Annotated in this window: 24 protein-coding genes; 15 read left to right on the top strand and 9 right to left on the bottom strand. The window is 47.6% G+C overall.

Annotated elements, in window-relative coordinates; translation table 11 throughout:
• The first annotated feature begins 7 nt into the window (after positions 1-7).
• Complete coding sequence (locus ACQCV8_RS04095; RefSeq protein ID WP_426843267.1) at positions 8-1,012, top strand: FecCD family ABC transporter permease; 1,005 nt, start codon at positions 8-10, stop codon at positions 1,010-1,012.
• A 458-nt stretch (positions 1,013-1,470) separates the two neighbouring features.
• Here ACQCV8_RS04095 and ACQCV8_RS04090 read toward each other — a convergent pair whose 3' ends face one another.
• Positions 1,471-1,941: a hypothetical protein gene (locus tag ACQCV8_RS04090; protein WP_426843266.1), complete on the bottom strand. Its 471-nt coding sequence runs from the start codon at positions 1,939-1,941 to the stop codon at positions 1,471-1,473.
• A gap of 674 nt (positions 1,942-2,615) precedes the next feature.
• On the opposite strand from ACQCV8_RS04090, the gene ACQCV8_RS04085 reads away from it, so the two are divergent.
• The 4 genes from ACQCV8_RS04085 to ACQCV8_RS04070 all read left to right on the top strand — a co-directional run bounded on the left by ACQCV8_RS04085 (position 2,616) and on the right by ACQCV8_RS04070 (position 6,243).
• A complete protein-coding gene (locus ACQCV8_RS04085; protein WP_426843265.1) occupies positions 2,616-3,248 on the top strand; it encodes an HNH endonuclease family protein in 633 nt (210 codons plus the stop codon).
• Between the two features lie 72 nt (positions 3,249-3,320).
• Complete coding sequence (locus tag ACQCV8_RS04080; protein ID WP_426843264.1) at positions 3,321-3,563, top strand: hypothetical protein; 243 nt, start codon at positions 3,321-3,323, stop codon at positions 3,561-3,563.
• 111 nt (positions 3,564-3,674) lie between these two features.
• Positions 3,675-5,237 (top strand): diguanylate cyclase, encoded by a 1,563-nt coding sequence (locus tag ACQCV8_RS04075; RefSeq protein WP_426843263.1) that lies wholly within the window; start codon positions 3,675-3,677, stop codon positions 5,235-5,237.
• 124 nt (positions 5,238-5,361) lie between these two features.
• Positions 5,362-6,243, top strand: coding sequence for a Cof-type HAD-IIB family hydrolase (locus ACQCV8_RS04070; protein ID WP_426843262.1), 882 nt, complete (start codon positions 5,362-5,364; stop codon positions 6,241-6,243).
• A 51-nt stretch (positions 6,244-6,294) separates the two neighbouring features.
• Here ACQCV8_RS04070 and ACQCV8_RS04065 read toward each other — a convergent pair whose 3' ends face one another.
• The 4 genes from ACQCV8_RS04065 to katG form a co-directional block, all read right to left on the bottom strand.
• Positions 6,295-7,335 (bottom strand): zinc-binding dehydrogenase, encoded by a 1,041-nt coding sequence (locus tag ACQCV8_RS04065; protein WP_426843260.1) that lies wholly within the window; start codon positions 7,333-7,335, stop codon positions 6,295-6,297.
• A 291-nt stretch (positions 7,336-7,626) separates the two neighbouring features.
• On the bottom strand, positions 7,627-7,809 hold the full coding sequence (locus ACQCV8_RS04060; protein ID WP_426843378.1) for a hypothetical protein: 183 nt from the start codon (positions 7,807-7,809) through the stop codon (positions 7,627-7,629).
• Between the two features lie 322 nt (positions 7,810-8,131).
• Entirely contained in the window at positions 8,132-8,755 is a 624-nt protein-coding gene (locus ACQCV8_RS04055; RefSeq protein ID WP_426843258.1) for a spore coat protein, read from the bottom strand.
• 105 nt (positions 8,756-8,860) lie between these two features.
• Complete coding sequence (gene katG / locus ACQCV8_RS04050) at positions 8,861-11,107, bottom strand: catalase/peroxidase HPI (protein ID WP_426843257.1); 2,247 nt, start codon at positions 11,105-11,107, stop codon at positions 8,861-8,863.
• 202 nt (positions 11,108-11,309) lie between these two features.
• Here katG and ACQCV8_RS04045 point away from each other — a divergent pair, with 202 nt between their 5' ends.
• The 6 genes from ACQCV8_RS04045 (at position 11,310) to ACQCV8_RS04020 (ending at position 16,115) form a co-directional block, all read left to right on the top strand.
• Positions 11,310-12,059 carry a methionine ABC transporter ATP-binding protein gene (locus tag ACQCV8_RS04045; RefSeq protein ID WP_426843256.1) on the top strand — a complete coding sequence of 250 codons (750 nt, stop codon included), beginning with the start codon at positions 11,310-11,312 and terminating at the stop codon, positions 12,057-12,059.
• The gene (locus ACQCV8_RS04040; protein WP_426843255.1) at positions 12,052-12,714 is read left to right on the top strand and encodes a methionine ABC transporter permease; all 663 of its coding nucleotides are present in this window, start codon (positions 12,052-12,054) and stop codon (positions 12,712-12,714) included. Before ACQCV8_RS04045 ends, ACQCV8_RS04040 begins: the two co-directional genes overlap by 8 nt.
• Before the next feature lie 17 nt (positions 12,715-12,731).
• On the top strand, positions 12,732-13,556 hold the full coding sequence (locus tag ACQCV8_RS04035) for a MetQ/NlpA family ABC transporter substrate-binding protein (RefSeq protein WP_426843254.1): 825 nt from the start codon (positions 12,732-12,734) through the stop codon (positions 13,554-13,556).
• Positions 13,557-13,917: 361 nt separating this feature from the next.
• A complete protein-coding gene (locus ACQCV8_RS04030) occupies positions 13,918-14,061 on the top strand; it encodes a hypothetical protein (RefSeq protein ID WP_426843253.1) in 144 nt (47 codons plus the stop codon).
• 531 nt (positions 14,062-14,592) lie between these two features.
• Positions 14,593-14,898, top strand: coding sequence for a PadR family transcriptional regulator (locus tag ACQCV8_RS04025; protein ID WP_426843252.1), 306 nt, complete (start codon positions 14,593-14,595; stop codon positions 14,896-14,898).
• Between the two features lie 26 nt (positions 14,899-14,924).
• Positions 14,925-16,115, top strand: coding sequence for a chromate transporter (locus tag ACQCV8_RS04020; protein WP_426843251.1), 1,191 nt, complete (start codon positions 14,925-14,927; stop codon positions 16,113-16,115).
• A gap of 53 nt (positions 16,116-16,168) precedes the next feature.
• On the opposite strand, the gene ACQCV8_RS04015 is transcribed toward ACQCV8_RS04020, so the two are convergent.
• Complete coding sequence (locus tag ACQCV8_RS04015; RefSeq protein ID WP_426843250.1) at positions 16,169-17,089, bottom strand: iron-hydroxamate ABC transporter substrate-binding protein; 921 nt, start codon at positions 17,087-17,089, stop codon at positions 16,169-16,171.
• A 276-nt stretch (positions 17,090-17,365) separates the two neighbouring features.
• On the opposite strand from ACQCV8_RS04015, the gene ACQCV8_RS04010 reads away from it, so the two are divergent.
• From ACQCV8_RS04010 to ACQCV8_RS04000, 3 genes are all read left to right on the top strand, one after another.
• Positions 17,366-17,770 (top strand): hypothetical protein, encoded by a 405-nt coding sequence (locus ACQCV8_RS04010; RefSeq protein ID WP_426843249.1) that lies wholly within the window; start codon positions 17,366-17,368, stop codon positions 17,768-17,770.
• Positions 17,771-17,850: 80 nt separating this feature from the next.
• Positions 17,851-18,096, top strand: a complete 246-nt coding sequence (locus ACQCV8_RS04005; RefSeq protein ID WP_426843248.1) for a YxiJ family protein — start codon at positions 17,851-17,853, stop codon at positions 18,094-18,096.
• Positions 18,097-18,384: 288 nt separating this feature from the next.
• The gene (locus ACQCV8_RS04000; RefSeq protein WP_426843247.1) at positions 18,385-19,887 is read left to right on the top strand and encodes a malate:quinone oxidoreductase; all 1,503 of its coding nucleotides are present in this window, start codon (positions 18,385-18,387) and stop codon (positions 19,885-19,887) included.
• An 89-nt stretch (positions 19,888-19,976) separates the two neighbouring features.
• Here the strand turns inward: ACQCV8_RS04000 and ACQCV8_RS03995 are convergent, their stop codons facing one another.
• From ACQCV8_RS03995 to ACQCV8_RS03985, 3 genes are all read right to left on the bottom strand, one after another.
• Positions 19,977-20,603: a 2OG-Fe(II) oxygenase gene (locus ACQCV8_RS03995; RefSeq protein WP_426843370.1), complete on the bottom strand. Its 627-nt coding sequence runs from the start codon at positions 20,601-20,603 to the stop codon at positions 19,977-19,979.
• Between the two features lie 145 nt (positions 20,604-20,748).
• Positions 20,749-21,066 carry a 2-acyl-glycerophospho-ethanolamine acyltransferase gene (locus ACQCV8_RS03990; RefSeq protein ID WP_426843246.1) on the bottom strand — a complete coding sequence of 106 codons (318 nt, stop codon included), beginning with the start codon at positions 21,064-21,066 and terminating at the stop codon, positions 20,749-20,751.
• Positions 21,067-21,137: 71 nt separating this feature from the next.
• Positions 21,138-22,562, bottom strand: coding sequence for a carbon starvation CstA family protein (locus ACQCV8_RS03985; protein ID WP_426843245.1), 1,425 nt, complete (start codon positions 22,560-22,562; stop codon positions 21,138-21,140).
• A gap of 204 nt (positions 22,563-22,766) precedes the next feature.
• Between ACQCV8_RS03985 and ACQCV8_RS03980 the strand changes: the two genes are divergently transcribed.
• Positions 22,767-22,931, top strand: coding sequence for a hypothetical protein (locus tag ACQCV8_RS03980; RefSeq protein WP_426843244.1), 165 nt, complete (start codon positions 22,767-22,769; stop codon positions 22,929-22,931).
• Positions 22,932-23,013 lie beyond the last annotated feature (82 nt).

Raw genomic sequence — 23,013 nt, 5'->3', positions numbered from 1 at the left:
CCGGCTTATGCTAAAACGACACCCAAAGCTCATTTTCATCATTTTGGCAGCGGCACTTCTCTTTATGGGCATAATCAACATTGGAATAGGGGATATTTACATCTCGCCCATTGAAATTATGAATTTGCTCATCGGTCAGGGAGACGCAGATTACCGCTATATCGTATTCGACTATCGTGCTCCCCGTATTGTGTTAGCCATTCTCATCGGCGGTTCATTAGCGGTAGCGGGAGTTATTATGCAAACAATTTTGAACAATACGCTAGCCGCTCCTGATACTCTCGGTGTGTCTGGCGGAGCTGCGGCGGCCGCGCTCATCTCTGTAAGCTTATTTCCGTCTATTTCTATTTTTTCGATTAGTTTTATTGCGTTTATCGGTGGAGCATTAGCGACGTTTATCGTGTACACGTTGGCATATAAGGATGGGGCAGACCCTGTCCGGCTCGCTTTGGTCGGGGTTTCTGTGAGTGCACTATGCGGATCAGGGGTGGAACTCGCCCTTTTGAAAATGGATACGAGCGCCCAAACCTCTCTGCTCTGGCTGAACGGGAGTCTGTTTGGACGCAGCTGGGATCAAGTATTCGTTGCGGCTCCGGTAACAATTGCCGTCATCCTCATCCTGCTTCTCTTTATCCGCGCCCTTGACTCCTTAATGCTCGGCGGTCAAATCGCAGCGGGTCTCGGGGTGTCTGTAGAAAAAATGAAGATCCTGCTGCTCGGATTGAGTACGCTCCTGACGGGAGCCAGTGTCGCTGCTGTAGGGATGATTAGTTTCTTAGGATTAATCAGTCCGCACATCACAAGGAAATTAGTTGGAAGCCAGCATCGATACCTGTTGCCAACCGCTGCTCTTGTAGGGGCTTTCCTGCTGCTTTTTGCGGATACAATCGGGAGAACGGTTATCCGGCCCCTAGAGATCCCCGCGGGTATTGTAACGTCACTGCTTGGCGCACCGTACTTCTTATACTTGCTGTATCAGGAATCGAAGAACGGTAAAAAATCTGCGTCATAACAGGTCACCTGTTCTTATCAAAACAATGGGCAGCTGCCCATTGTTTTGTGATAGCAAATGAAATCTTCAGTCCTGAAAGTTCCTCATCCACTCCCTGCTGAATTGAGCAACTTTTTTTGAGCTTAAAGTGCATAAGCTTTTGCAAAAATCCGGCATTACGAAATCTTCCGGTTTCTGCTTTTCTGCTCTTTCTGAGTTTGCTGAACAGACAAATGCCTAATGCGCCATCCAGCATCGTCCTGCTCCTTACCCTCCTGATCAGTGTTTTGGTTTTCAGGGGAATGCGAAGCGGGAAAATGAATAGGACGGGAAAAAGCTTTTAGTGGGGCTGATTGTGACGATTCTGTTTATTAATGTGGTTCTGCTGATCATTTAATAGTTGCTGCAGCTGAACACTAGAGGATAGATAAAATGAAAAAACGCAGAAGGAGTTCGGATCCTTCTGCGTTTGTTGCTTATTATTGAACCTTTTTATCAAAAAACATATTTAAGTCCGTTTTGTCGGTATCATCTGCCAATGCATTGTGAATAAGATCATTTAATTCCTGCATTTTCTGTTTTTCGAAAAACGGGACGTTTATGAAATAAGGTGTTCCTGATTTCTCTACTGTTAAGATGGTTTGAATACCGCTTCCGGCAATTCCTACACCAAAAACAAGAAACAATAAACCTGCTAAAAACTCATTACCTAATGAGCCTAAGCCAATAAAAAATAACAGTATTCCTAAAAGCATTGGTTTTAAAAGGTATTTGGTCGACAGCATTGCACCGGAAATGTTTTTTAAAGGAATGTTTTGCTGGTCTTTACCGGCAGGAATAAACCCCAATAATGTGTTTGATAATTTGCTTTTGACAAATCGACCATCAACTTCTACTTTTCCTTTTACCCAAAAGAATAACAAGCTTGTTGAAAATGATACTTCTTTCATTCTTCCACCTCTTTTATAATAGTGAGATAAGTTCAGTACTATTTTACCACTCTATTAGGCCTAGTTTGTTAATTTATTGTAATTTTTTTACTTAAAACCAAGTAATTTAGCATTTTTCAAGATCAGCTAGAACATGTGAATTCTTTTTTCCTGCTGATTGTGTTGAATTGGTAAATCCTCATTACATTTCATCAACTAATTTATTAATAACTGTAAAGAAAAAGGCCGGTACAAAAGAATGGGGGATTCTTTTTCTGCCGTTCCCTCTTTCGCTTCATTCCGAAAAATAGTAAAAACAGCCAGTCTGATCAACCCATCATTTTTCTCCGTCAGCTTCCACAAAAACCCTATGCTTGTACTATTCCGTCTGCAAGGTGAAACGGCACTCCTCCAATCTGCTCATATTCTAAAAACTTAATAGTTTCATCAATACTTTACATACATTCATTAATTTTCCTCCTCTTTTTTTTTTTAGCGGATGCTGAAGCAGGAGGAGCAAGGGAGTTCGCTGCAGGATCGGTCCGTTTACAAATTATTAACTTGCTGGAAAATTTGCCGGTGGCATACGATTACAAGTGGAGTCTCCATTCTTTATTCTTTCTCACTAGTGACCGCACACGCTCTTTTTTGATGTTTTTCTTGTAAATCAAATAGCTAAATAGGGAGGCATATGGATGCTGAAGAAGTCGATGTATTTCTTGTTTGCACTGATTATTTCGGTTGCTGCGTTTCAGTTTAACTCGCCGGCTGCACAGGCGTTTCCGCCCGGGACACCGTCTAAATCCGCAGCTCAGTCTCAGTTGAATGCTTTAACGGTAAAGTCGGAAAGTTCTATGACTGGCTACTCACGGGAAAAGTTCCCGCACTGGATCAGCCAGGGTGGAGGCTGCGACACCCGTCAGGTGGTGCTGAAGCGTGATGCGGACTCTTACAGCGGCGATTGCCCTGTGACGTCCGGTACGTGGTACAGTTATTATGATGGGGTGATGGTGTATTCTCCGTCTGAGCTTGACATTGATCATGTTGTCCCTTTGGCTGAGGCTTGGCGTTCCGGCGCAAGCAGCTGGTCGACGGATAAGCGAGAATCTTTTTCCAATGACCTCTCTGGCCCGCAGCTGATTGCAGTGACCGCCAGCTCAAACCGCTCTAAGGGTGACCAGGATCCTTCCACGTGGAAGCCAACGAGAACAAGTGCCCATTGCGGATATGCAAAGTGGTGGATCAATACGAAGTATCGCTGGGATTTAAGCCTGCAGTCGTCTGAGAAGGCGGAACTGCAAAGCATGCTTAACGCCTGCTCCTACTAAACGATTGTGTCCGCAAGACCTCCCAGCTTAAGAGCTGGGGGGTGCTTGCAGGAATGAATGGAGGTGTCCTGTATGGAAAAGAAATCAACCATTTTCACTGCAACTCACGGTGTCATGACAGCTGAAGTCGGTGTGATCAGCGGAGAGCTTGAGCTGCGCACGGCCTGCGGGGATGACGGATCTCTTACGCTTGCCATTACCTACGTTGGTGCTGAGGAATGGTACACACTGCCCGGCGATCCTTACCGCCTGCATGACCCGCGTGACCACGAGGTTGTCCACCGCCTGCTTGCTTCCGTCCTTGAGCGCCCTTAAGCAGGCAATGTTTGCTCCAGCTGGTAAAAATCTTTTGTTCCATCTCCCCTTTTGCCTCCATTCCCTCCGTTTGTATGCTACATTTAAGAAAAGCCTTTCAAGGAGAAAAATGTGAGTCCGGAACTAACTGTATCAATTACACTGATTTGTACGTCGGCTGTGCTGAATTTGTATTTGTGTTTGTACGTTTACCTAAAGCGGAAGCATTATACGAGTATGGCGGCTGTCTTTATATTGCATTCATTTTTCAGCTTAATTTACTGCATAGGTTCAGTATTTGTTTTAATGTCCTCGACACTCGGGGAAATCAAGTTTTGGACGGCGGTTTTGTATGCGGGACTGCCGTTTTCGGCGGCGATGGGGCTGCTGTTTGTCATGAAGTATTTGGGTATCCATTTGTCGAAGAAGGTTTCGTTATCGCTGATGCTCGTTCCACTGATTACACTAGTGATGGTGGTGACGAATGATAGTCATCACTTTCACTACCGGGTATATGAGCTCGATCCCGTTTTAGGAGCGCCTTATGTGCATCAGGAGATTGGGGTTTGGTATATCATTAACGGTCTCTACACATTCGCGAGTATGCTGGTGGCCTTTTTGCTTGTTCTATCGCGCTGGAGGGAGACGGCAGCTTCATACCGGCCTCAGCTGCTTTCGCTGCTCGTTGGCCAGCTGATTCCAATGGTCACCGCGTTTTTGTATTTACTGGGGCTCACGCCGCGGGGCATTGACCCGGTTCCGATGGTGCTCTGGCTGACCTCGCTGTTCTATTTATGGTCGGTCACCACCTCGCGCATGTTTACGCTGATGCCCATCGCGAAGGATGTAATTTTTAACAGCATCAATGACGGGGTAATGGTGCTGGATGAATCGCGTCGGATTGTGGAATACAATGCGGCGTGCCAGAACATGTTCCCTCTTCTGGACATGTCGATGTTTGGGAAGAGCTTTGCAGAGGTCTGGGAAATCTTTTCGAACGGTGCTGATCGGTTTGATCTGGAGCGGAATTCCGTTCAGCGGGAGGTCCAAATCCACGGCTCCGGCGAAATGGTGTCCACCTATCAGGTCCGCACCTCCAAGGTCCGTGATGCTTCCAACCGTGAAGGGATCCTGCTGATCTTTACGGATTTTACGGAGCTAAAGCAATTGCAGAGCAGGCTGGAGCACTTTGCGTATTACGACGAACTGACGGGCCTTTACAACCGGAGGGCGTTTTTTGAGCAAGGGGAAGCGGCATTTGAGGCTGCGCAGCAGCAAGCGGTCCCATATACCGTCATTCTGGCGGACATTGATTATTTTAAAAGCATCAACGATACATATGGCCACGCCATTGGCGATCAAGTCCTGGAGCATGTAGCGGCTGTGTTAAGAGAGCAGCTGAACGGCCGGGGGCTGCTTGCCCGCTATGGAGGCGAAGAGTTTGTTCTCGGCTTAGCAGGGATTACGGAGACAGAAGGTGCGGCGCTTGCAGAAGAGCTTCGGAGCAGGCTCGACGGGCAGCCGCTCCAGACGGCGGAAGGCCTCATCTCTCCCACTGCAAGCTTCGGGGTGGCACATGCGGATTTCAGCGAAACCCTATACCAGCTTTTGAACCAGGCTGACAAAGCGCTATATGCAGCAAAAGAAGCAGGGAGAAACCGGGTAAGCTGTGCTGTGCCTTTATCCATTAAGTGAAGCGGACCGTCCTCCTCTTCACTTTTATTTTTCCAAAAAAATAAAATGCTAAGCAATTCCATTTTTTAAATAGGCTGAAAGAGTTATACTTTAATAAGGATTTTCTCGGAAGGGAGAGACATCAATGAAACTATTTGCACTGGATATGGACGGGACGACATTATCTTCGAGAAATGAAATCAGTCCCGAAAACGTTCAAGCGATTAAAAAAGCACAAAGCCTTGGACACAAGGTAATGGTCTTGTCAGGACGGGCGCCAGAGTCGATCCGGGAGGTATTGGATCGATATGACCTGGATCTGCCGATGGGCGGAAGCAACGGAACGGCGGTATTTGCAGATGGAAAGCTTCTGGAGCTGACCTCATTACCGGAGTCCCATAATCAGGCCATTGCAGAGGCAGCGGAAAGGGAAAGCGTCCCCTTTAAAATCTATACGACCAAAGGGGTTTATTTTCACCGCGAATGGCCCGCTCGATTAAAGCATGTCCTTGATTCTGGGGCTGTACCGGACGATTACTATGAAGATGAAAACTTCGGCAAAATGACGTTCATTCCGGAGGAAGCCGATGGCCTGCAGGCGTTTGATAATGTTCAAGCACTGCTGGAGGACGAAGAGCTTGCGATTCAGAAGTTTTTCCTGCTTGTGCTGGATCCTGTTCAGAAGGAGCGGCTCCAGACGGCGCTCAAAGCCATTGAGGGCGTCTATGTCACATCCTCCTCTTCCTTTAACATCGAAGTCATGAACATCAGCGGGAATAAAGGAAACGGCCTGAAGATCATGGCCGCGTACCTCGGGATTCCGCTGGAAGAAACGGTCGCAATCGGTGATCAGTTCAATGACCTTCCCATGTTCGATGCAGCCGGCTTTGCGGTCGCCATGGGCAATGCACAGGAAGAAATCAAACAAAAAAGCGACTATGTCACGGCAGCCAACGATGACCACGGCGTGGCGCTCGCAATCGAGTACGTTTTAAGCTCGGAGAAAGCAGCGAAAGAGCCCGTTTAGAATATTTAGAACGAAAAACTCGTCACATGGTGACGAGTTTTTCTGTTGGGTTCAATTCCCGGGAAGCAGCACAATCTTTCCGGTTTTCCCAGACTGTTTAAAATAGGTCTGCGCTTCCTTTGCCTCTTCTAAGGGAAACGTACGGTCAATGACCGGCTTGATTTTCCTTTCGCTGATGGCGCGGAGCATCCGTCCGAATTCCTCCCTCGTCCCTAAAACGGAGCCGTAAAGGGTAATGTGCTTTAAATATAACACTCTGAAATCAAGCTCTGTCTTCTGGCCCCCGGCTGAACCGGATGTACAGAACTTCCCGCCATTCTTCAGGACCTGCAGGGAGATGGCGAACAGAGAATCTCCTACAACGTCCAGAACAGAATCAATTGGACCGCCATTCACCTCTAAAATCTCTTCAGCAAGCCTCTCGGACTTATAGGAAAGCACATGGGCGGCCCCCAAGTCTTTCATCCTTTCCTCTAATGCCAAGTCCCCGACTATGGCAATAACCTTTGCACCGAAGACGCTGGAGGCGATTTGAACGTTTAAGGAACCCACTCCCCCGTTTGCACCTGTGACCATAACGGTTTCCCCGGGCTGAATCTTAATTTGCTCCGCCATATGCCAGGCTGTTAAGCCGCTGACCGAAAACACGGCACTTTCCGTATAGCTTGGAAGAGGCATTTCAAAGCATAGACTGGCAGGCCACACCACATACTCCGCATAGCCTCCATCGTACTCTGAACCGATGAACGACATATCTTCAGAAATATGCTCAAGCCCGTTCTCACCTCCCGACGTGAAAGGAAAAAGGACCACATCCTTGCCAATCAAAGCATCATCGACCGCTTTTCCCGCTTTTACAATCACCCCTGCAATATCTGAACCCGGAGTCCGGGGGAAATGCACGCCGTTCGGCTTCCAGCCCGACTTTGCTTCTGTCCCGTAAGCCCCTTCTCTCATCCAGATCTCCGTATTATTCATGCCGCAAGCCTTTACCTGAACCAGTACTTCATTCTCCTTTGGTTCCGGAATGGCCTGTTCCACCAGCTCCAGCTTATCTACACCGCCGTAGCCCGTTACTTGAACTGCTTTCATTGGATGGTCTCCTTTGAATTAATGTTTCTTATGCAGCATGTATACCCTTATACAAGGGATATAACGCACTCTTCTCATTAGTTATGTTCAAATTCTTCTTAAACCATAGCTTTAGAAGGGGGTTAACCCTGAAATTTAAGTATAAAAAAGCTTAGCATCAGCTAAGCACAATGTTTTTCATTCTTTATGTACGATCATTTATGATCGGTGGCAGAGCGGGGTAACATGTATCTGCCTGCCTTTAATATCTTGGGTACCGTTCACGTTCAACATATGAGGTTACACCTTGAATCAGTAGCTCTCCTTTGCTTCTTTCATATACTGCATAAACAAGGCTGTACCTGAAATATTCAAGATAATGCTTGTTCCGAGTGAAACGGCCCATAATACGGACGGCATACTTATTGTTAAGGATAACAGTAAGAATGTAATACCGCTTAAAACAAAGATAAATCCCATCAACATGTTGTTCAATTCATTCACCTGGATTCGTAATATGGTTTCATACTGTTCTGGTTACGGCAGAGTCACGAGGGTAACTCCTAATTTTCGGAAAATAAATAACCGGATCTAATAAGCCTTGATAAAATGTCTATGAATGTCGTTCTTGTTTTTTTGCACTGTGATAATTGTAACGTTTTGTAAAAAATACAACAAGAAGAAAAGGTATGTTCAGTGGAGATATGGAAATAAAACCATTAAATCTAATCGTGATAGTTTATTATGGTAGCTATCTCTAATTTCCCTATTGCTGTGCATATAAAAAACCGGACCCCAAAAGGCCCGGTCTCAAGCATCAATGCACCCTGTTTCCTGGTGCTTTCCCATAGCTGTTCAGCATCGCATTCATGTCCTGCTGCATCAATTGCGGGACCTGGTAGTAGCCGTGCTTGTTTTGATAAAGGAAGATTTCGTAGCTTAGCTCGATAAAATTCGGGACACTGTCGGCGATGACGCGGCGGAGGACGGGATTGGTCATCTCGAGTGCGGTCATGGCGAGCAGGGTGGCCAGTGATTTCGTGTTGCTGAGCATGTACGCAGACAGGCCCTGATCGGAGAGCTCGGATACGGATTGGTTCGGCTTTTTAGGCTGGCCGGGCTTTACTCCGTATACGGTGTCGTTGTTTTGGGTCATTTTGTATACCTGGGTGGAGACAGCCGGCTTTTGGCCGGTTGAGAACGCATCAACGATCGTGTTGTACATTTGGGTCACGAATGCTGTCTGGCGCTGGGCGATATCTTTGAGCTCGGGGTCCTTCATGTGCTGCTCGTACATCTGGTATTGATCAAGCATCGTGATGATTCCGGCGATGACTTCATGGGCATCGAATAGCTCATGGCCCCCGTGATCCTTTGATGCAGCTGGCTGCATGCCGGGAGCGGGCTGCTGTCCGGGCTGGCTGATGTTTTGATTTTGCATCGGTTTCCCTCCTGGCGAAATAAGATTCAGTTCTATCGTTTCCCCGTTTCCCGTAACTATGTATATAAAAAAGCACCTTACCCGATTCGGATAAGGTGCTTTTCATTATGCTTGATTGGCGGTAACGAGTTGATTCGTGTATTTAAGATCAAAACGGTCGGCGTCCATCACCTTCGTCCAGGCCGAGATAAAGTCGCGGACGAATTTCTCTTTGTTATCGTCCTGCGCGTAGACCTCTGCGAGCGCCCGAAGGACAGAATTGGAACCGAAGACGAGATCGAAGCGTGTAGCCGTACGGACGACCTCACCTGTTTTTCTGTCGCGGCCCTCGTATTGGTTGAAGCCTGCTTCTTTCCATTCAATGCCCATATCGAGCAGGCTGATGAAGAAGTCGTTTGTGAGCGGACCGGTGCGGTCGGTGAATACTCCGTGATTGGTGCCGCCATGGTTTGCGCCGAGTACACGCAAGCCTCCGACAAGAACCGTCATTTCCGGAGCGGTCAGGCCAAGCAGCTGCGCTTTATCGATCAGCATTTCTTCCGGGCTTGTTGAGTATTCTTTTTTCTGGTAGTTACGGAAGCCGTCTGATACAGGCTCTAACACATCGAAGCTTACAGCATCGGTTTGTTCCTCGGACGCATCGCCGCGGCCGGGATTAAATGGCACCGCTAAGTCAAAGCCTGCATCTCTGGCGGCTTTTTCAACGGCTGCATTTCCGCCGAGGACAATTAAATCGGCGAGGCTGACGTTTTTGTCAAGCTGGCTTTGGATGCTCTCGTACACATCGAGAACCTTGGAGAGCTGTTCCGGCTCGTTTGCTTCCCAGTCTTTTTGGGGAGCAAGACGAATACGGGCACCATTCGCCCCGCCGCGCATATCTGAAAAGCGATAGGTGCTCGCGGAAGCCCAGGCTGTCTTGACTAGCTCGCTCACCGTTAATCCCGAGCTCAGGATTTTTTCTTTCAGGTCCTGTATTTCTGCTTGAGAAAGCTCATAATCAACGGCTGGAACAGGATCCTGCCAGATTAACTCTTCTTCCGGAACCTCAGGACCCATATAGCGGACTCTTGGTCCCATATCGCGGTGCAGAAGCTTGAACCATGCCCTGGCAAACGCATCGGCAAACTCTTCAGGGTTTTCATGGAACCGGCGGGAAATTTTCACGTATTCCGGATCCATCCGCAGCGCCATATCCGCTGTTGACATCATCGTCTTAACCCGGATGGAAGGATCCTCAGCGTCCGGGGCCATATGCTCCTCGGTCATATCGACAGGGGTCCATTGATAAGCGCCCGCTGCACTCTTCGTCAATTCCCACTCATACCCAAACAGCAGGTCAAAGTAGCCGTTATCCCATTTCGTCGGATTGGTCGTCCACGCGCCGTCCACACCGCTTGAAATCGTATCCCGTCCTTTTCCGCTTCCGTATGTGCTGATCCAGCCAAGACCCTGGGTTTCAAGCGTAGCCGCTTCCGGATCATCACCTACATGGGATGGATCTCCTGCTCCGTGAGCCTTCCCGAAGGTATGACCGCCTGCGATAAGGGCCACTGTTTCTTCGTCGTTCATTGCCATGCGTCCGAAGGTATCCCGAATATCGCGGGCGCTTCCAAGCGGATCCGGCTTTCCGTTCGGACCTTCCGGATTCACATAGATGAGGCCCATCTGTACGGCTGCAAGCGGATCCTCCAATTCCCGGTCGCCGGAGTAGCGGTTATCAGCGAGCCATTCCTTTTCCGTACCCCAATACACATCCTCCTCCGGATGCCAGATGTCTTCGCGTCCTCCGGCAAAGCCAAAGGTTTTCAATCCCATGGACTCAAGCGCTACGTTTCCGGTCAGCACCAAAAGGTCCGCCCAGGAAATTTTATTTCCGTATTTTTGTTTGATCGGCCACAGCAGGCGCCGTGCTTTATCGAGATTGACGTTATCCGGCCAGCTGTTCAGCGGGGCAAAGCGCTGCGAGCCTGATGCGCCGCCTCCGCGCCCGTCAGCTGTCCGGTATGTACCTGCCGCGTGCCAGGACATCCGGATAAAGAAAGGACCGTAGTGGCCGTAGTCAGCCGGCCACCATTCCTGGCTGTCAGTCATGAGTGAATGAAGATCTTCCTTTAGCGCATCATAATCGAGCTTTGAAAATTCAGCCCGGTAATCGAAATCCTCGCCCATCGGGTTGGACTTCCGGTCATGCTGGCGCAGCACGGAAAGGTTCAGCTGGTTCGGCCACCAGTCTCTGTTCGTTGTTCCGCCGGGAGCATTTGATGTCGTAATGGCACTGTCTTTGTGATGGGTGACAGGACACTGTCCTGCAGACGTATGTTCTTTCTGGTCGGGCCTATGATTGCTTTCCATTTTTCATTTCCTCCCTGTTTTAAACATCGCATTCGCAAAGACTAAAAGATTGATAATTGTGATAATTTAATTATAGAGGACAAGACCGGTTATTCAAAGCGAGAAGTGTTTCGGAAAAACCCGCTGGAATGACAACCTTGCCTAATTGAGCTATAATTTGAAGCACTGCCGTCACCCTCTATCCCTAGAAAGGGGTTTTTTTGTGATTATTTTGGACAAAGTGAGTAAACGTTTTGCACAGTTTCAGGCTGTCAAATCTGTGTCTTTAACGATTCATCAAGGGGAAATCCACGGAATCATCGGCGCCAGCGGAGCGGGAAAGTCCACGCTGCTGCGGCTGATGAATGTTCTGGAGCAGCCGGACGAAGGAGAAGTTTCAGTAAACGGGCAAACGCTCACCGGGATGAACAGCAGGCAGCTCAGGAAGGCCCGGAAATCGATCGGGATGATTTTTCAGCATTTCCATCTTGCCGCAAACAAGACGGTTTACGATAATGTCGCCGTATCCCTGGAGCTTGCGGGTGTTCCAAAGAAAGAGCGGCAGGGCCGTGTGCTGGAATGCCTTCAATTTGTAGGGCTTAAAAGCTATGCCAGCCAATATCCTTCTCAGCTGAGCGGCGGACAAAAGCAGCGCGTCGCCATTGCCCGGGCACTCGCGAACAGGCCCCAGGTTTTGCTGTGCGACGAGCCGGCCTCCGCGCTGGATCCCCGTACAACAGCTGAGCTGCTTGGGGTATTGGAGGAAATCAATAAAAGCCTCGGCGTAACGATAGTCATCGTCAGTCACGAAATGGATGTCATTAAAAGCATCTGCAGCCGTGTGACGATCATGGCTGAGGGAGAGATTTATAAAACGGTCGAAAACGAGCCAAAAGGGATTCAGTATAAAGAAAACAGTGCACAATATTTTGTCGATGAACTGACAAGGGACGGTGAAGCCGGTCATGCCTGAAGTACTGACTCTATATGGAACAGAAATCTGGCAGGCGATAGGGGAAACGTTCGTCATGGTGGGGATCTCAATCCTCGCAGCAGTGCTTCTCGGACTCCCCGCTGGCACCCTTCTTTTCTTATGCAGAAAAGGCCAGCTCCTTGAGAACCGGTTTGTTTTCTCGACCCTGAATTTGCTCGTCAATATCATTCGTTCGTTCCCGTTTTTATTGCTGGTCGTTTTTCTCATTCCCTTTACAAGGTGGGTCATCGGCACGGCCATCGGCACCGCGGCTGCCACCATTCCGCTCTCGGTCATTGCGGTTGCGCATTATTCCCGGCTCGTCGAGCAATCCTTGCTGGACGTTCCAAAAGGGATCTTGGAAGCGGCCGTCTCGATGGGAGCCTCCGTCAGGCAGATTGTTTTCAAATTTCTGTTCGTGGAAGCCCGCTCCGGCCTCGTTCTCGGCTTAACGACATCCGTGATCAGCTTTATCTCCTACTCGACCATCATGGGAGTTGTCGGCGGCGGCGGGATTGGAGACTTCGCCATCCGGTATGGCTATCAGCAATTTAAAACAGACTTAATGATGTACATGATCATCATAATGGTCATTCTCGTGCAGCTCGTTCAATTTATCGGAATGAGCACTGCAAGAATGATCGATAAACGATAAACAGTTGGAGGAAAACCATGAAAAAATTAATCGTTCTAATGACAGCGCTATTCCTGATGCTCGCAGGCTGCGGTCAAGCGGACCAGGCAGAAGAAAACAAAGAGGAGCCAAAACAGGAAAAAGTGACCCTAAAGGTCGCCTCCCTCATCCCCCCGATGACGGAAATTCTTGAGCTCGTCAAGCCAAAGCTCGCTGAAGAAGGGATTACCCTTGAAACGGTCGTACTAAGCGACAATGTCCAGCCAAACAACGCCCTGGCAGCAAAGGAAGTCGATGCGAACTTCTTCCAGCACGTGCCGTACATGGAGCAGTATAACCGCAACAACCAATCAGAGCTCGTCTTGGTGAAGCCGATCTACTTCGCAAATTACGGAGTATACGCTAAAAACCATAAGTCTATAGAAGACCTGCCGGAAGGAGCTACCGTGGCCATCGCCAACGATGTATCCAACATCGACCGCTCGCTTTCCCTCCTGGCCCAGCATGAAGTCCTTACATTAGGAGAGAAAAAAGACGTCTATTACACGAAAGCAGACATCAAAGAAAACCCAAAAAACCTTCAATTCAAGGAAGTAGACCTGCTGATGCTCGCCAGAACCTATGACGACACAGATGCCGTCATCATGACACCAGCCTACGCGGCTCCACTCGGACTGACCCCGAAAAGCGACGCACTCCTGACCGAAGGCGTCGAAAACGACTTTGCCATCAGCCTAGTCGCCCGCAAGGACAACGCAGACTCAGAGCCCATCCAAAAGCTCGGCAAAGCCATGACCAGTCCCGAAGTGCGCAAGTTCCTCGAAGAAAAATACGACGAAACCGCCATACCGGCGTTTAAGTAATGCAAAAGAGCGATTCCATTGTGGGATCGCTCTTTTTTTGGGTGTGGTAGGGGTTTTTGGAAAACGGGGAGATGGAGGGGGCTTTGTCAGACAAGGATGTCAGACAAGCGGGGAAAACGAGCGGTTTGTCAGACAAGGATGTCAGACAAAGGGGGTGAACGAGCGGGATGTCAGACAAACGAGGAAACGAGCCCCATGTCAGACAAGGATGTCAGACAAACGTGGAAACGAGCGCCATGTCAGACTAGGATGTCAGACAAACGAGGAAAACGAGCGCCATGTCAGACAAGAATGTCAGACAAACGGGGAAACGAACGCCATGTCAGACAAGGGTGTCAGACAAAGGGGGTGAACGAGCGGGATGTCAGACAAACGTGGAAACGAGCGCCATGTCAGACAAAAATGTCAGACAAACGGAAAAACGAGCGCCATGTCAGACAAGGATGTCAGACAAATGAGGAAAACGAGCGCCATGTCAGACAAGGATGTCAGACAAAGGGGGTGAACGAGCGGGATGTCAGACAAGGATGTCAGACAAACGGGAAAACGAGCGCCATGTCAGACAAGAATGTCAGACAAACGGGGAAACGAACGCCATGTCAGACAAGGATGTCAGACAAATGAGGAAACGAGCCCCATGTCAGACAAGGATGTCAGACAAACGAGGAAACGAGCGCCATGTCAGACAAGGATGTCAGACAAACGAGGAAAATTGCGCCATGTCAGACAAGGATGTCAGACAAACGAGGTGAAGGAGCGCCATGTCAGACAAGAATGTCAGACAAACGTCGAAACGAGCCCCATGTCAGACAAAAATGTCAGACAAACGAGGAAAACGAGCCCCATGTCAGACAAGAATGTCAGACAAACGAGGAAAACGAGCCCATGTCAGACAAGAATGTCAGACAAACATCGAAACAACCACCATCCCCCCCACCATGTAAAGTTTCTGTAAATCAGGCAGCAATGGCGGCAGAACCGTGGTATGATCCATCATAGAAAACCGATATTGCTTTTCGATACAAGGGGTGTACGTGTGGAGGATAAAGTAGTACGAAAGCTGTTTCTTGGGTTTATTCAGATTCATATTTTGCATCATGCGATGGAGCAGCCGATATTTGGAGCTTGGATGGCGCAGGAGCTAAGAGAGCATGGCTACAGCATCAGCTCCGGGACGCTATATCCGATCCTGCATTCGATGGAAACGGATGGGCTGCTGTGGAAGGAACAGAGGAAGGTCGAAGGGAAAATACGAAAGTATTACCGGACGACGGAAAAAGGAAACAGGGTTCTTGCTGAAGCGAGAGACAAGGCGTACGAATTGCTTAAAGAGATCAAATAGCATATGCAGATTTGGAGGAAACCGACATGCAAAAATCGAAGAAAAGCCTGCTGGGGTCACTGCTGGAAATTTTGATGGTATCAGCCAGATTGGGATTCACATCCTTCGGCGGTCCGGTTGCCCATTTAGGGTACTTTCATGAGGAGTACGTTCGCCGCAGGAAGTGGCTGGATGAAAAGAGCTATGCGGATTTAGTGGCTCTTTGTCAGTTTTTGCCCGGGCCTGCCAGCAGCCAGGTGGGAATCGGCATCGGCTTTATGCGGGCGGGAGTTTTAGGGGGGATCGTTTCGTTCCTTGGCTTCACCTTGCCGTCTGTTGCGGTTCTTATCCTGTTTGCCTTGGCTGTTCAGGACTTTGATGTTAGCGGTGCGGGCTGGCTTCATGGGCTGAAGCTCGTTGCTGTGGCAGTGGTGGCACATGCCATTATAGGGATGGCTGAAAAATTGACGCCCGACTTAAAACGAAAGGCGATTGCCCTGGCTGCGCTCGTTGTGACCTTGCTGTGGCAGACGGCCTTCACTCAGGTTGGGGTAATCCTTTTAGCGGCCTTGTTTGGTTTTCTCCTTTACAGGAACGAGCAGGCAGAATCGGATGAACCGTTCCGTTTTCCGATCTCACGCGGTTTTGCTGCAGTATGCTTGACGCTGTTTTTTGGCTTGCTTATTCTGCTTCCGATTTTGAGAGAGGTGACCTCGCTCCAATGGGTGGCGATGTTTGACAGCTTCTACCGTTCCGGAGCCCTCGTTTTTGGGGGAGGACACGTTGTGCTGCCTCTGCTTGAACGGGAATTTGTGCCAACCGGATGGGTTAGTGAAGAGGCGTTTCTTGCGGGGTACGGAGCTGCCCAGGCCGTTCCGGGACCGCTGTTCACCTTCGCCGCCTATCTCGGTGCGGTTATGGGGGGATGGACTGGGGGCTTGTTCGCCACAGCCGCCATTTTCCTGCCGGCCTTTCTATTGATCGCCGGAACGCTTCCTTTCTGGAACAGCCTGCGCCAAAGCCCTAAAGTAAGAGGGGCGTTGATGGGCGTAAATGCGGCTGTAGTTGGAATTTTAATTTCGGCCTTTTACCAGCCGATCTGGACGAGCTCCATCCTGGAGCCAGTCGATTTTGCATTCGCTGCAATCCTGTTCAGTATGCTGGTCTACTGGAAGCTTCCGCCCTGGCTGATTGTCGCGGCAGGAGCGGCAGGCGGCACACTCCTTGCGTTAATCTAATGTTCGGCTAAGGCAAAAAAGAGGAATTCCGCAGTGGAATTCCTCAAATAGTTTTAGTTGCCGAGAAAGGACTCTTTAATGAAGGATAGCTGCTTCTCAAGAGTGACCGGGTCACTGAAGGAGGCGCCTTCCCCTTTCATTTCATAAACCTGGCCATTTTTCACAGCCGGGATGTTTTTGAACGTTTCCGTTTCCTCAAAGGAGGTATCGGCATCCGAGTACTTGCTTAAAATGACATAATCTCCGGCGTATTCCGGAAGCACTTCGGCGGAAATGGTGTAATAGCCCGCTTTTTCTGCGTCCTCCTTCACTTTTTCAGGCATTTTTAAATCCATAGCCTGGTAGAGAATTTCCGTTCCGCGCGCCCAGTTAGCGCCATAGACGTAAAGGTCTTTACCAAAGGCTTCAATGACGGACACGGTTGCATCCTCCCCGATTTTCCCGCGGATTTCATCTCCCGTTGCTTCTGCACGCTTTTTAAAATCATCAACCCACGCCTGCGCTTCTTTTTCTTTATTCAGCAGCTTGCCGATTTCAACATGCTGGCTCAAATAATCAAGCTTGCCCCATGTATACGTAACCGTCGGTGCAATTTCCTTCAATTTATCTGCGTTCTTAATATTGGATAAGCCTATAATTAGATCCGGATCCAGCTCAATAATCTTTTCCAGATTTTCGTCTGAAACTTCCTCAACATCTTTCAATTCCTTTGAAAACGTCGGATTGTTCTTAGACCATACATCCACTCCGACCACATTCACTCCGAGATCCAGCACATTGCCTGTAAAGCCAGAAAGCAAAATAACCCTCTTCGGATCTGCCGGAACTTCAACGGCACCCGTCTCTGATTGATAAGTTATAAATTCAGGTTCCTTTGAGCCTGAAGCAGCCCCCTTCTCAGGGGCCTCTCCCTTCCCGCAGGCACTAATAACAAGAACTAGCATTAAAAACACCGGAACTAAAAGTTTCTTCATCTTTCGTTTCTCCTTTTAAATGAAATGCAGGAAAACCATAGGCTCCCTGATATTAATAATGATAATCATTTTCAATTATACTGCTTTTTAACTATAAAAGGATTTTTGTAAATTGTCAATCTATTATCATGTAGGAAAAAGGTGGGGTGTGAGATGGTCGAAGGAGGAAATGGCGGAAGAGCATTGAAGTTAAAAGGTAAACAAGGAAATAGGCAAGCATCTTAATAGATGATGTGCTTATAGGCTTATTCCTTAAAGAAACTGTGAGGCTAATAAATGAAATATGCAGAAAAAGAATTCACTTTAGATTTAAAAGAAAAGATTAAAAATAATGAAGCGGCGTTAAAACATTTAATTGAAAAACTGTTAAATGAGAATAAATCTGTTTTTAAAAAGAAAGGTTTAGATTTTGATGCTGGATATGACAGACTTGGGAATGACCCTTTTCATCCTGGATACAGTTCCTCAATCTCTATTGGAATATCTGATGAAAACGGTGAACCTACTGATTTGTATAACATTAATATTTGGGAATGCGACCGTTATTTCATGGGTATGCCAATTTCAATGAAAATTCCTGGAAGTAGAATTGCAGGGGAGCTGCTTGATGAATCATACGAAGATATAGAAGTAGAGTTGAAAGGGTACATCGAAGAACAATTGAAGTTTAATAACGATTAAATAGTAAAGTTTGTACTTTATTCGAGCACAACTTTACCTTAGATATAAAAAACTGAAAATTAAAAGGGCAGTGAAAAATAATGAAACACCTTGATCAATTTAACCAGCTTCAAAACCTTTATACTAAGGAAATAATAAATATAATTCCGCACGCGGTAGATAATAATAAGATGCCAAAAAACCAAAGAAATCTGTTAAATAAAGACTTTTTCTCTCTTTATCCACATAATGATCTATTAAAAATCTCGATAAACAATTATCCAGACTTTAAAAGAGAGTTAGAAGGGTATGAAATAGTAAGAAAGCTAATGTTAGGTATTGTTTAACCTAGTTGAAAGTTTTCAATTGAGGGCTCTATCATTAAAGTTCAGCTGCATCTCTGTAAAATTACGGGTCAAGGATAAGCGAACGAATCAGCTGCCAAGCTTAACAGAGCGAAGATTTAGGAAACAATGTCACCCTGACCAAATTCTAACTTTTTAATTACTTCAAAATAGTTTATAATTATCTGTTAATAGGATGTTTACTTAGACTGGTTTTTGTGAGTGTGAGATTCTTTAAGAGTCCGGGCTTGCCCGCTCTTTTTACAACTATAGGGGATGAGGAAGATCATAATGAGCAGCATGCAGAAAAAGACGGATGTTATTTTAATTGGTGCTGGAGTGATGAGCGCAACGCTTGGTTCGCTGCTGAAAGAATTGGCGCCTGAATGGGATATTAAGGTGTTTGAGAAGCTCGGCAAAGCGGGTGAAGAGAGCTCGAATGAGTGGAATAATGCGGGTACGGGCCATGCGGCGCTGTGCGAGCTTAATTATACATCTGAAAAACCGGACGGAACGATTGATATTTCCAAAGCCATTACCATTAATGAGCAGTTTCAGCTTTCGCGTCAGTTTTGGGCGTATCTTGTAAAAAACAGCAGGATTCATCAGCCGAAGGATTTTATTATGCCGATTCCGCATATGAGCATGGTCCAGGGTGAAAAGAATGTTGCTTTTTTGAGAAAGCGATTTAAAGCGCTGTCAAATAGCCCTCTGTTCCAGGGAATGGAGTTTTCTGAGGATCGTGAAACACTGAAGGAATGGATGCCGCTGGTTATGAATGGCCGCAAGTCCAATGATTCGATTGCAGCCACAAAGATTGATTCAGGAACGGATGTAAACTTTGGAGCGTTGACCCGGAGTTTGTTTGACTATCTGCAGGGCCAAAGCGTGGATATCCGCTATAGGCATAGTGTGAAGGACCTGAAACGAAACAGTGAGGGATTGTGGGAGCTTAAGGTGCATAACGGGGAGACCGGCCAAGTCGAATACCATACAGCAAAATTTGTGTTTATCGGCGGCGGGGGCGGCAGCCTGCCGCTGCTGCAAAAAACCGGCATCCCTGAGTCCAGGCAAATTGGAGGCTTTCCGGTCAGCGGTCTGTTCCTGGTCTGCAGCAATCCGGAGGTCGTTGAACAGCATCATGCGAAGGTATATGGAAAAGCAAAGGTCGGCGCACCGCCTATGTCTGTCCCGCATCTTGATACGCGGTACATAGAGGGCAAGAAGTCCTTGCTTTTTGGACCGTTTGCAGGCTTTTCGCCAAAATTTCTGAAGACCGGCTCCAATTTTGATCTGATTGGATCGGTTAAGCCGAATAACCTGTTTACGATGCTGGCTGCAGGAATGAAGGAGATGGGCTTGACGAAGTATTTGATCCAGCAGGTTCTGCTCTCAAATGAAAAACGCATGGAGGAGCTGCGCGAGTTTATTCCGAATGCCAAAAGCAGTGATTGGCATACAGTAGTTGCGGGACAGCGCGTGCAGGTAATAAAGGATACGGAAACCGGCGGCAAGGGGACTCTTCAGTTCGGGACGGAGGTTGTCAGTGCAGCGGATGGTACGGTTGCTGCCCTGCTTGGCGCTTCTCCTGGTGCTTCGACAGCTGTTCATGTCATGCTTGAGGTGTTGGAAAAGTGCTTCCCTGAGCATATGTTTGACTGGAGCCCGAAAATTAAAGAAATGATCCCGTCCTATGGACTTTCCCTAACAGAGAATCCCGGCCTGTTTGATGAGATTTTCACATCAACCGCGGAAACGCTTCAGTTAAGTAAAAAAAAACTGGTCCTCAGTTAAACCTTAGGATTGAAAAGCAAAGAACGATTGATCATCCATAACAAAAGCCAGGCAAACCCTCCATTTCCGGGGGTTTTGCCTGGCTTTTTTCACCGGTATTGCTTTCTCCGCACCCACATTGTTGCTGCCCATTTGTCTCCGGAGAGGACTGGAGCGCCACCGTGCAGGGTTAATTCGTTGAGAGCGGGATCCTGATAGAAGTATTCAAAGTAAACGGCCATCCCCTTTTGCGGGGTGATGGAAAGCTTCAGGTGGGGGAAATACGTTTCTCCGCCTTCTTCTACATCGTTTAAGTACATAACAAGAGTGCTGATTCTCGGGTTGCTGGTTTCCTTTTTGAAGTAGTCGAAATGGGCTTTGTATTCTTCGCCCGTTTTATAGTTTAGGATATGAAGCCCCTCGCCATGACTCTCCGGAACATTCATAATCTGGGCGATCCGCTTTTCAACCCGTGCTGTCACACCATGATCCATTTCCGGCAGAAACGTGCTGCTGCTCGTTCTTAGGTCGCTCACTTCCCGATGCGATCCGATTTTAGAGCGGTTCATCGTATCCTGTGAAAGGCGGATGAGCTCCGCGCATTCCCCGTCACTCAAAACATTTCCCAACACCGCAATCATTGGCTCCCCGAGCTTTGCAAGAATTGAAATCTCCCGGTCTTCGGTTTTGATTTTATTCCCGCTGTGATTGAAAATGGATGATTCCTTAATCTGCATTGCCAATTTTCATCAACCTTTTTATCTTTGTATTTTAGAAAACGCTTACATTAAACGGATGGAGGGTCTGACTGTTGATATGAGTTTACCACCTTTGGAGGGGAATTTGTTTATATATTTTAGTAGATATGGAAAATTTTTTGGTTTAAGGCGCTGTCCGCAGGAATTCATCTGCAAACTCTGCTATCAGCCCGAACAGAAGCAAGCATAGGGGAGAGAGATTAACAATCAGAGCAAACACTCTTTTCACAGGACTTTCTTTGCTGAACATCGATGTGATGCTCAAGGGGATGCCAACAATAGAAAGAAAAAATGTAAAGGCTGCCAGTGTTTGAATGAAGCGCTCTGCTGGTTTGTCTATCGCCATAAAGGCTGTGCAGACCGAAACGGGTAATAAGATGATGACACACAGAGCGATACCAAAAGAAATGGTTGTAAATCCACGCAAGTTTTTCCTGGTCATTCTTCCCCACTCCGTTCTTAGCTGCTGTTTCAATAAAATTACCAGAGCCCCAAAAGGGCTCTGGTTAAAAATCAAGCGGCAGCTTCAGCTTCCATCGGCTGCTTATAGTGGCGAATCTGATAAACATACCAAACCCCAACGGCTAACGTTAGAATCGATCCAAGAATCATGGAAAGCGTATAGTCTAAGCCAAATCCCTCCGGAGCATAGAAAATATAGGTGGTCACGACAGCGGTCATGAACATCGCTGGAATTCCGCATATCCAATGGAATTTCCCTTTTTGCAGACAGTAGACTGTTGCTGCCCAAAGTGTGACGGCGGCCACGACCTGGTTGGACCAGCCGACATACCTCCATAGGAAGGAGTAGTTAATCGTGGATAAATACAGGGCCGGAACGCTGACTGGAATCGAGTATAGCAGGGCCTGCTTCCAATTTGTTTTCTTTTTTGCACCGACCATTTCACTCAGGATCATGCGCGAGGAGCGAAGAGCAGTATCGCCTGTTGTAATGGGCAGGATGATAACCCCTAAAATCGCAAGAATTCCTCCGAATGTCCCTAATAGTGAGGTGGAGATTTCGTTTACCGCCCCCGCGGGACCGCCTGCGGTAATGGCAGCCTGCAGTCCGCCGGTGCCGTTGAAGAGCGTCATTCCGGCAGCGGCCCAGATGAGGGCGATGATCCCTTCCCCGATCATGGCTCCATAAAAAACCTTGCGCCCGTCTTTTTCATTTTTAAGTGTTCTGGCTACAAGCGGACTTTGTGTACAGTGAAATCCTGAGATTGCTCCGTACGATACGGTTACCATGAGAAGCGGCCAAATCGGCAGTTCCTTGGGATGTAAATTGGCAAGAGTCAGATCTGGGATTGGTTTGTCCGAAAACAGCAGAGCTGTTCCTATGGCTAAAGCCATAAAGATCAAAATTGCTCCAAATATTGGATAAATCTTACCAATAACTTTATTTATGGGCAAAATCGTAGCTAGTAGGAAATAGGCAAATATGATAACCAGAGCCGTACCGAACGACAAGGGTGTAACCTGTGCAATCAGCTGTGCAGGACCCGCGGTGAAGGCTGCTGCAACTAAAATCATTAAGATAAGGGAGACCACGTTGATCACGTACTTCATGTTTTTTCCTAAATAGCGCCCAATCATGGCTGGATATTGCTCTCCGTTATGGCGGAGTGACATCATGCCTGAAAAATAATCATGTACCGCTCCGGCAAAAATTGAGCCGAATACAATCCAAATGAAGGCTACAGGCCCGTAAAGTGCGCCCATTAATGCGCCAAAGATAGGACCTAATCCTGCAATATTCAATAATTGAATCAGCCAGCCCTTCCACCAGGGCAATGGAGCATAATCAAGACCGTCCTCTTTCGTGTAGGCGGGTGTCTTGCGGTCAGGCTTGATGCCGAAAATTCGCTCCACCACCTTTGCGTAGAACAAGTAGCCTAAGATAAGCAGTGCGATTGATGCAAGAAACGTAAGCATGAACATAGCCTCCTAACGAAATTGACGATAATTGTCAGAAAATATGTCTACAATACTAACAAAAAATCGAAAGCCGGACAATACATTTTTCAGAAAAATAAAAATGATTACAATATTTGATCTAATTCGCTTGACTTGAAAATCAATTCCAGTTTTTTAAAGTTAGATGATGAAGTAGCTAATAAAGACCAGCTAGGCCGTGTCATGAGTTTAATCTGCGGACTTGAGTCCATCTCGTTTGCCGTCCTCTCAGCCCTTGTGGCCGCTTCCATTAGCATTCAAAGCCTGCTTGCCGCTGCCGCTGTGATTGGAATCGGCTGTACAGTCCTGCTTTACGCAAAGAGCCCGTCCTTCAGGCGGCTAGACTAATTCATAAAAAAGGAGCACCCGCAAAGGATGCTCCTTTCTTCAATTTAGGGATCTTTTTAAGAGAAAAGTTCTTCATCCAGCC

The sequence above is a fragment of the Metabacillus sp. 84 genome (genome assembly GCF_050107715.1).
In the GTDB taxonomy this organism is placed as follows: Bacteria; Bacillota; Bacilli; order Bacillales; family Bacillaceae; genus Metabacillus_B.
This window is presented reverse-complemented; position numbering and strand designations above follow the sequence as displayed.